8 protein-coding genes are annotated in these 7,585 nt (G+C 67.2%); 2 read left to right on the top strand and 6 right to left on the bottom strand.

Annotated elements, in window-relative coordinates:
* From VD972_RS23050 to VD972_RS23025, 6 genes are all read right to left on the bottom strand, one after another.
* Nucleotides 1-1,039, bottom strand: a 1,039-nt coding sequence (locus VD972_RS23050) for an RCC1 domain-containing protein (protein WP_414654103.1), incomplete at its 3' end; no start/stop codon positions are given.
* Between the two features lie 1,078 nt (nucleotides 1,040-2,117).
* Complete coding sequence (locus VD972_RS23045; RefSeq protein ID WP_324990425.1) at nucleotides 2,118-2,786, bottom strand: DUF4336 domain-containing protein; 669 nt, start codon at nucleotides 2,784-2,786, stop codon at nucleotides 2,118-2,120.
* A gap of 86 nt (nucleotides 2,787-2,872) precedes the next feature.
* A complete protein-coding gene (locus VD972_RS23040; RefSeq protein ID WP_324990423.1) occupies nucleotides 2,873-3,955 on the bottom strand; it encodes a HAMP domain-containing sensor histidine kinase in 1,083 nt (360 codons plus the stop codon).
* Between the two features lie 67 nt (nucleotides 3,956-4,022).
* Nucleotides 4,023-5,501, bottom strand: coding sequence for an ATPase domain-containing protein (locus VD972_RS23035; protein ID WP_324990421.1), 1,479 nt, complete (start codon nucleotides 5,499-5,501; stop codon nucleotides 4,023-4,025).
* Nucleotides 5,498-5,878 carry a hypothetical protein gene (locus VD972_RS23030; protein ID WP_324990420.1) on the bottom strand — a complete coding sequence of 127 codons (381 nt, stop codon included), beginning with the start codon at nucleotides 5,876-5,878 and terminating at the stop codon, nucleotides 5,498-5,500. Before VD972_RS23030 ends, VD972_RS23035 begins: the two co-directional genes overlap by 4 nt.
* 264 nt (nucleotides 5,879-6,142) lie before the next feature.
* The gene (locus tag VD972_RS23025) at nucleotides 6,143-6,415 is read right to left on the bottom strand and encodes a hypothetical protein (RefSeq protein ID WP_324990418.1); all 273 of its coding nucleotides are present in this window, start codon (nucleotides 6,413-6,415) and stop codon (nucleotides 6,143-6,145) included.
* A gap of 242 nt (nucleotides 6,416-6,657) precedes the next feature.
* On the opposite strand from VD972_RS23025, the gene VD972_RS23020 reads away from it, so the two are divergent.
* On the top strand, nucleotides 6,658-7,044 hold the full coding sequence (locus tag VD972_RS23020; RefSeq protein WP_324990416.1) for a metalloregulator ArsR/SmtB family transcription factor: 387 nt from the start codon (nucleotides 6,658-6,660) through the stop codon (nucleotides 7,042-7,044).
* The gene (locus tag VD972_RS23015) at nucleotides 7,025-7,516 is read left to right on the top strand and encodes an SRPBCC family protein (protein ID WP_324990414.1); all 492 of its coding nucleotides are present in this window, start codon (nucleotides 7,025-7,027) and stop codon (nucleotides 7,514-7,516) included. Before VD972_RS23020 ends, VD972_RS23015 begins: the two co-directional genes overlap by 20 nt.
* Nucleotides 7,517-7,585: the final 69 nt, after the last annotated feature.

The raw sequence follows: 7,585 nt of genomic DNA, 5'->3' as shown, positions 1-7,585 counted from the left end.
CCTCCACCCCGTGCAGACCGGGCACGGGCCCCGGAGTGCGGATGCCAGCCCGAGGCCCGTGGCCGACCGCCCCACTTCCATTGCTGCCCCAGCTCCACACCGTGCCATCCCGGCGCAGCGCCAGCACATGGATGTTGCCTGCCGCCAGAGACACCACCCGTGTCAACCCGGGCACCTGTGCGGGTACAGGTTGAAGGGTGATCTCTGGTGGCAGGCCGAGCATGCCCGATGAGTTGATACCCCAGCTCCACACCGTGCCATCGGCGCGGACGGCGTAGGCGGAGTCGTCCCGTGCCTCGATGGCGACCACGTCCGTCAGAGCCATGATCCGCACCGGCACCAGATGAAAGAGTCCCGTGCCAGTGCCGAGCTGACCATAGGTGTTGTCTCCCCAGCCCCACACGGTGCCATCCTCACGCAAGGCCAGCGAGTGGGCGAAGCCGGCAACCACGGCCACCACGCGCGTCAATCCCACGACCTGGACAGGGAGGGAGCGCGAGACAGCCAGCGTCCCATCGCCCAGCTGGCCGACTTGGTTGTTCCCCCAGGCCCAGACGGTGCCGTCCTCGCGCACCGCCAGGGAGTGGACTCCCCCTGTGGCGATGGCCACGATGTCTGTCAAGCCTGGCACCGTCACGCGTGTCAGGCGGGGCGTCGTCGTCCCATCTCCGAGCTGGCCGTACTGGTTTACGCCCCAGGCCTGGACCTTGCCGTCCTCCTGCAGTGCCAGGGAGTGGAAAAGAATGAGGCCGTTCGTCATGGAGACGGAGACCGTCTTCGGCATGTCCCTCACCCGGGCCGGCGTGGGGCTGACTGTCTCACCCAGCGCAGTCAGCGCGGGGCCATGTCCGCGTGCGCTTCCCCACTCCCAGAGGGTGCCTCGCTCGTCGATCGCCAAGGTGTAGCCATCCTGCGTCGCGAGCACACGCCGGGCGGACTTGCGCCGCCGCTGCTCGGCCGAGCCTTGCTCCGAGAGCTCCTCCGGCTCGGGCGGTGACTCGGCGCGGGCAGTGACGCTCGCCAGGCAGACGACGAGCATTGCCCAAAGGCACTTCATCCTCGTCCTGAGTCTCAGGGGTGCTGTCATGGGGGCTCCACTGTGTTTGAGGTGATGGCCGGACTCGAGCACCCGACGTGCCAGGGCGGCGCGCACCGCCAACCCCGCGAAACCAAGGTGGCGCACCTCCCCACCGCCTGCCGTGCGGTGACAATTCCGGGCGCAGGTGACGCAGAGCGTGTCAGCCTGCGAATGTCCTGCCCACTCACCCGGCACAGTCCACTCGCGGCGTCCGCTCTCTCACCTCTTCTTCACCGGGCTGGAACTTTTACGGCGTATGGCGTCCCTGGTGCCCCCACCCAAGCTGAACCTCACCCGCTTCCATGGCGTCTTTGCTCCGGGCGCGAAGCTGCGGCCATTTCTGCTCCCCCAAGAGGGAGCGGAGGAGGCGAGCGAGGCGCCCCAGGCAGCTTTGAGGCAGGAAACGAGGAAGGAGCGGACAGCGCGAGTGGACTGGGCAGGGCTGCTACGAAGGACCTTCGTGTTGGATGTGTTCGCCTGCGGCAGGTGTGGAGGCAGGCTTCGGGTGTTGGCGTACGTGAAGGAGGCGGGAGGGGTGCGAGCGACTGTGGAGCACCTGGGGTTGCCCCCGGCGAGTGCGCACCTGGCCCCTGCGCGAGGGCCGCCCCAGAGCGCGGGGTGTTGAAGCTCAAGCCGCCACAGCCAGCCAAGAGAGCCAGGCCCCTGCCGCGTCCCGCCTGGGAAGGCGGCTGGGCTGGGCAGGCGTGTGTCTGCTGGAGATGAATGGCTTCTGCGCCGGCCCGGAGTGCGGCTCATGGGCTACCCGTCAGCGTCCCTCACCTCCCGCTCTGCTCCCGCCCGCTACGCCCAAGAGGGCTCCTGTCCTTCCTATGCTCATGCTCAGTGCGCCCCCGGTGATCAAGCTCACCAGCAGCAGTACGAGGATTGGCACCACGAGCGAGAGCAATACGGTCAGAAAGCTCTGAGCTTCCTTGGACATGATCGACACCTCCGGAAAAGGGGCTCACCGCCCATCCCCTCAAGGGAGTGCCGATCTGGAAGGTTGTGACGCGCCCGGCCCGAGAGGGGGGGCTTACAGCTAGGCATAGGCCTCGCGGAAGGCCCGGGCTCCGTCCTGCTCGACGATGTGGCCATGGGCGAGGATGACGCGCTGGAAGTCCCACTTCAGGATGGAATCCGCGGTGGCCCGAGCGGCGGCGCGATCCCGGTTGAGGAAGCGGTCGATCACCGAGGTGCTCATCCGGCCATAGCCTCCCAGGGCCTTGAAGGCGAAGCGGGTCATCGGCGCGGCCTCGGGGCCAATGTTGTGCACGGTGTCGGTGGCCACCAGGGTGCGGCTGGCGCGGTGGAAGAAGACGACCTCCCCCAGCGTGGGCGCGCCGCGCCAGGGCAGGACGTCGATCTGCCCGGCCCACTCCGCGGAGCTCTCCTCGGACAGCATGGCGTGGAAGCTCAGATCCTTGCGCTTCTCAGGCAGGCCGGGCGCGGCGTAGGCGCGGGCCTGGGGGTAGGCGGCCATCCAGTCGCCGATGAACAGGTGGTGGAACCTGTTGGGAGCGACGAGGAAGCGCACGGGCCCCAGGGCCTCCACGGCCTGGCGCCGCTCCGGAGTGGGGCGCAGCGGGGAGTGCACCCAGAGCGCGCCATCCGCGAGCCGGACGACCGTCATGCGGGCGCCGACGGCCAGCCCCATGAACGTGAGCGGTTGTTCGTCGACCCACAGGCTCTCATCCAGCTTGCGCAGCATGGCAGCCCTCCCAGGCCCTCGCGTGGGCCGTCGATGACGCTTCTACACAGCGCCCGCGGGCGCTGTCCGCGCTGGAGCCTACAGGATCAAGACGTGCCAGCGCCGGGAGGACGGCGTGGCAGGCGCACCACGAAGGTTGTCGTGCCGTCAGCGGAGTGCCCCTCGAGCGTGCCGCCGTGCGAGAGCACGATCTGGTGGGCGATGTAGAGGCCGAGGCCGAGATTCCCGCTCGCCGACTTCTCGTGATGGCGCGCTCGGCGGAACGGCTCGAAGATGAACGGGAGGACGTCCGCGGGAATGGGCTCGCCCTGGTTGCTGATCTCGACGACGACGGCCGCTCCGTCGGAGCGTGCCTTGATGACCACGCCCGTCCCAGGCGTGGCGTACTGGATGGCGTTGCCCGTGAGGTTGGAGAAGACTTCCGCCAGACGATCCGCGTCCCAGGCGCCTGTCACGTCGCCTTCGACCTCCAATTGAAGGGTCGCCTCGAACTCCTCGACGACGCTTTGGCAGATCTCACGCAGGTCGGCCGGCTTCGGTTCGATCAACAACCCGCCACCAAGACGCGCGCGCGTGAGATCGAGCAGCTGGGTGATCATCCGGCTTATGCGTTGGCCATTGCGGATGATGCGCGCGGCCATCTCCGCGTCGTGCGTGTCGAGATGTCCGCGCCGAAGCAGCGACGCGGCGGCCATGCCGATCGACGCCAGCGGGTTGCGCAGGTCGTGCCCGAGGATGCCAATGAACATCTCCCGGAACTCGGCCACCGCGAGCAGCTCGCGCTCGCTCTCCTCCGCGCGCTCCTTGGCCGCGTCCGCCACGTCCGCCAGCTCTTGCGCCCGAATCGTTGCGCCGACCATCCGCTCGTTCGCTTCGCGCTGGTCGACGAGCACCGTATCGGAGTGAGAGCGCTCGCCGCTCAGATCCTTGTCGGTGGACTCGCGTTCGACCGCCAGGAGCTTGCGCCTCCCCTCATCGCGGTCGTCGGACTTGTCCCGTTCGACGCGCAGGCTCTTGTCGGTCTGGTCGCGTTTCGGGTAGCTGGGGTGGCGCACGCCCTCGGCGGCGGAATACGCCAGGCGCGCGAGCACGTCGGTCGGCGGGCCGAGCACGGACAGGTAGCGGATCGTCTCGTCGTCCAGCTCGACGGTGATGCTTTGCTTTGTCATGACTCGCCCCTTGTGCACGCGCATGTACCCGTTTAGCGCCAGGAGGGCGCTTCCAGTTCCTGCTTCGTCATCCGCCTCCTCTGTCCTCGCCGCTCGGAGTGCCTGTAAGCAGGCCCTTGAACCCCTTGAGCGCCCGGCCCACGGCGATCCCGCCGTCCGACGAGATCTCGTACTCCCTCAGGTCCTTGCTGTGCTGGCTGGAGCGCACCTTGACGACCGCCATTGCCCGCTTGAGCTGCCCGTCGAGCTCGACGTAGCGCTGGATGATGATGGCGTCCGTCAAGAACGCGATGCCCTGGGGGCTGAACCGAAGATCGTTGTAGGAGTCGGCCATCTCCACCGTCGCCAGGACCGTGACGCCGAGCCCTGTCAGCGCTCCCATCATCCGGTACAGTGACTCGCGAAAGTCCTCTCGGAACGTGGGCGCGAGCGCCAGCTCCAGACCGGACAGCGAGTCGATCACCGCCCGCTTGGCGCCCAGGCGCTTCACGGCATTCTGAATCTCCAGCAAGGTCTCGTCGATCGAGAGATCCAACGGGCGCAGGTAGAGGACTTCCAACCGCTTCTCGCGGACCAGCTTCTCGAATTCCTGCCCGCGCGGCGTGGTCTGGAGATAGTCGTTGGGCCGCTTCTCGAAGATGGCCACGATCCCGTTCTCGCCGCGCGAGGCTCCCTCGACGATGAATTGATTGGAGAGCACCGTCTTGCCCGAACCCGAAGGCCCGGCGATGAGCATGGAGTACCCGCTCGGGATGCCACCCCCTAACATCTCGTCGAGGCTTGGCACTCCGGTCGAGAGGCGATGTTCGAGCGGGTGCCTGGCGATGAGCTCCGCCGGCTTGAGAAGTCGCGGGAAGACGCTGTAGCCCGCGCCCGTGATGCGGGCCGTGTGCAGGCCGGGGATCTGCCCCTGGCCCCGCATCTTCATCACCTGCAGCTTGCGCACGACGGAGTTGCGATCGAGGGCCTGGGAGAGCCAGATAAGCCCGTCGGCCACCGTGAACACCGCGCTGTCATGCTCGCCGTCCGCATACTCCCCGATGAGGAAGGTGGTGGCCTCGTAGCTGGTGAGCATCAGCGCCAGGCGCTGCATGAAGTCCGACAGCTCACGCTCGCCGCCTGGCCCGGTGGCGAGCGTGCTTCGCACCATGGCCCGAAAGGAGTCCACGACGACGATGCTCGGAGCCGACTTCTCGATCTCCTGCACGATGGCTTCCAGCACCTTCCCCATCCCTCCCTCGAGCGCCTGCTGGCCGAGGTGGATGAAGCGAACCGTGCCGTCGCCCACCTTGGCGGCGTCGAAGAAGTCGTACTGTTGCTGATAGCGAAGCATCTTGATGGGAGGCTCGCCGATGATGCTGAAGTACACCGCCCTCCGCTCGGGGCTCGCGTTCGCGAACGCGATCTGATGCGCCATCGTCGTCTTGCCGCAGCCTGGGCCGCCGGCGATCAGGTTGAAGGAGAATTCCGGAATCCCGCCGCCCAAGACTTCATCGAGCCCCGGCACCCCGGTGCTCAGCTTGCGAATCGGAACGCTGTCGCTCATTCGTTTGTCTCCCAGGGTGCCGCCCCTTCGAGTGTCGACCAGGCGCTGCGGAGTACCTGGTTCGTCAGTCGCTCTCCGATAAAGGTCGTGAGGAGCGCGAAGAAGGTTGCAAACAGCATCGCGGCCGACTCCATGGTGACGGCGGGATCCTTGGCCTGCAGCCGCTCGCGCAGCTTCGTCGGGCCTTCGAGGCTGGAGACCTCGGCGAAGCACTCGAAATCGCCTTTCGCCAGCTTTGCGCTCCTCAGGAACAACAGCTGGACGCCGATGGAGCCCACCAGGGGCGCCGTGTGCGCATGGATCTTGTCGTAGACACGGCTGGCGGCCGTCGTCTCAGGCTCGCCCGCGCTGCCGGCCGCACCCTCGTGCGCCAGCAATCGCCGGGCCCGCTCCAGCTGCGCCGGGTTCGGGCGGGTCACGGTTCCGCCGTGATCATGGAGTTTCCCGAGGCTCCGTCCTGCTCGACATCGAGCGGGGATTCGGCACCCCGCGGCTTCTCATCCAGCGTGCGCACCATGGCTCTCTTCCTCGACCCTGTGCGTGGGCCGTCAATGACGTCTTCAAGTCGGCTGGGCAGAGGGGAGAACGGGCGTGAGCAGCCAGGGCGATCCCAGCCGGAACTCAGGGCCCTCTTACCACGGTTACCGTCGCTTCTTGAGCCAGCGCGTCACGCTGACCTTGCGTAGTCGGCCACGGAACAGGTACCAGGTGAACACTCCGCCGAAGAGCGCCGCCGCCAGCGCGATGCCCACGATCCCCAGCACCGGCACGTTCCCGTACATCCACGGCTTCTGCGCGAAGGAGATGAACGCTCCCACGATGAAGCCGCACGCGCACAGCCCCAGGAACGCGATGATCGCCACGCTGCGCAGGTTGTCGTTCAGCTTGTCGAACTGATCGGCGCGCACCGTCACCGTGAACTTCCCGGACTCGAGATCCAGCAGGATCTGCCTCCCTCAAGCGGGGGAGGAGCCGGGGCTGGAGGAGGAGAGCCCCGCCTTTGCCGCGACGGTGGAGGAGCCGAGGAAGGAGCGCACCCCCCGTTTGGACTGGAAGGCCTCCGCTCCGGTGGGGCCGGAGCCGGACCTTGACACCCGGGCTGTCCGGTCGTATTTAACATTCAGGTTAAATACAGCTCTGCTCTCGGGAAACCGCCGTGTCCAACGCCTCGCCCCTCGACGCCACCTTCGCTGCCCTCGCCGATCCGACGCGGCGCGCCATCGTCGAGCGCCTGGCCCAGGGGGATGCGACCGTGCTGGAGCTGGCCGCGCCGTTCCAGATCAGCCTGCCCGCCATCTCCCGGCACCTGAAGGTGCTGGAGCACGCGGGGCTCATCTCACGCGGAAGGGATGCCCAGCGACGCCCGTGCCGCCTGCGCGCCGAGGCGCTGCGCGAAGTCACCCAGTGGACCGAGCACACGCGGCGCGCGTGGGAGGAGCGGTTCGACCGCCTGGGCGACTACCTGCGCGAGCTGCAGGCGCGCGAACCCATCACCGACACCCCGAAGGAGGAGGAGGAAGATCATGGAGACGAGCAGAGCTGAGACGAGCAGAGCTGAGACGACCTGGGAGCTGGAGCGAGAGATCGTCATCGCGCGCGTGTACGACGCCCCGCGAGAACTCGTGTTCCGCGCCTGGACGGAGAAGGGCATTGGAGAGTGGTTCGGTCCGAAGGGCTTCACCTGCGTGATGCACGAGATGGACGTGAGGGTCGGCGGGAGGTGGCGCTTCGATCTCATCGCGCCGAACGGTCACCGCTACGACAACCGCGTCACCTTCCTCGAGGTGAAGCCCCCGGAGCGACTGGTCTTCGATCACGGCCCCGACAAGGACAACGACCCCGGTAAGTTCCGGGTGACGATCACCTTCGACGAACAGAAGGACAAGAAGACCGTGGTGACTTTGCGCCAGCTCCACCCGACCAAGGCCCAGCGCGACGCCGGCGTCGGCTTCGGCGCGGTCGAGCTCGGCCTCCAGACGTTGGACAAGCTCGCGGAGTACCTGCGGCGGCGATGAGAGAGAGGCGGGCTAGTGGAGTGTCTACGAAGTGCGTAGACATAGTCGCGGGGGATGCATAGCTCTTCT

The organism is Hyalangium sp. (assembly GCF_035629615.1).
Taxonomy (GTDB): Bacteria; Myxococcota; Myxococcia; order Myxococcales; family Myxococcaceae; genus Hyalangium.
This window is presented reverse-complemented; position numbering and strand designations above follow the sequence as displayed.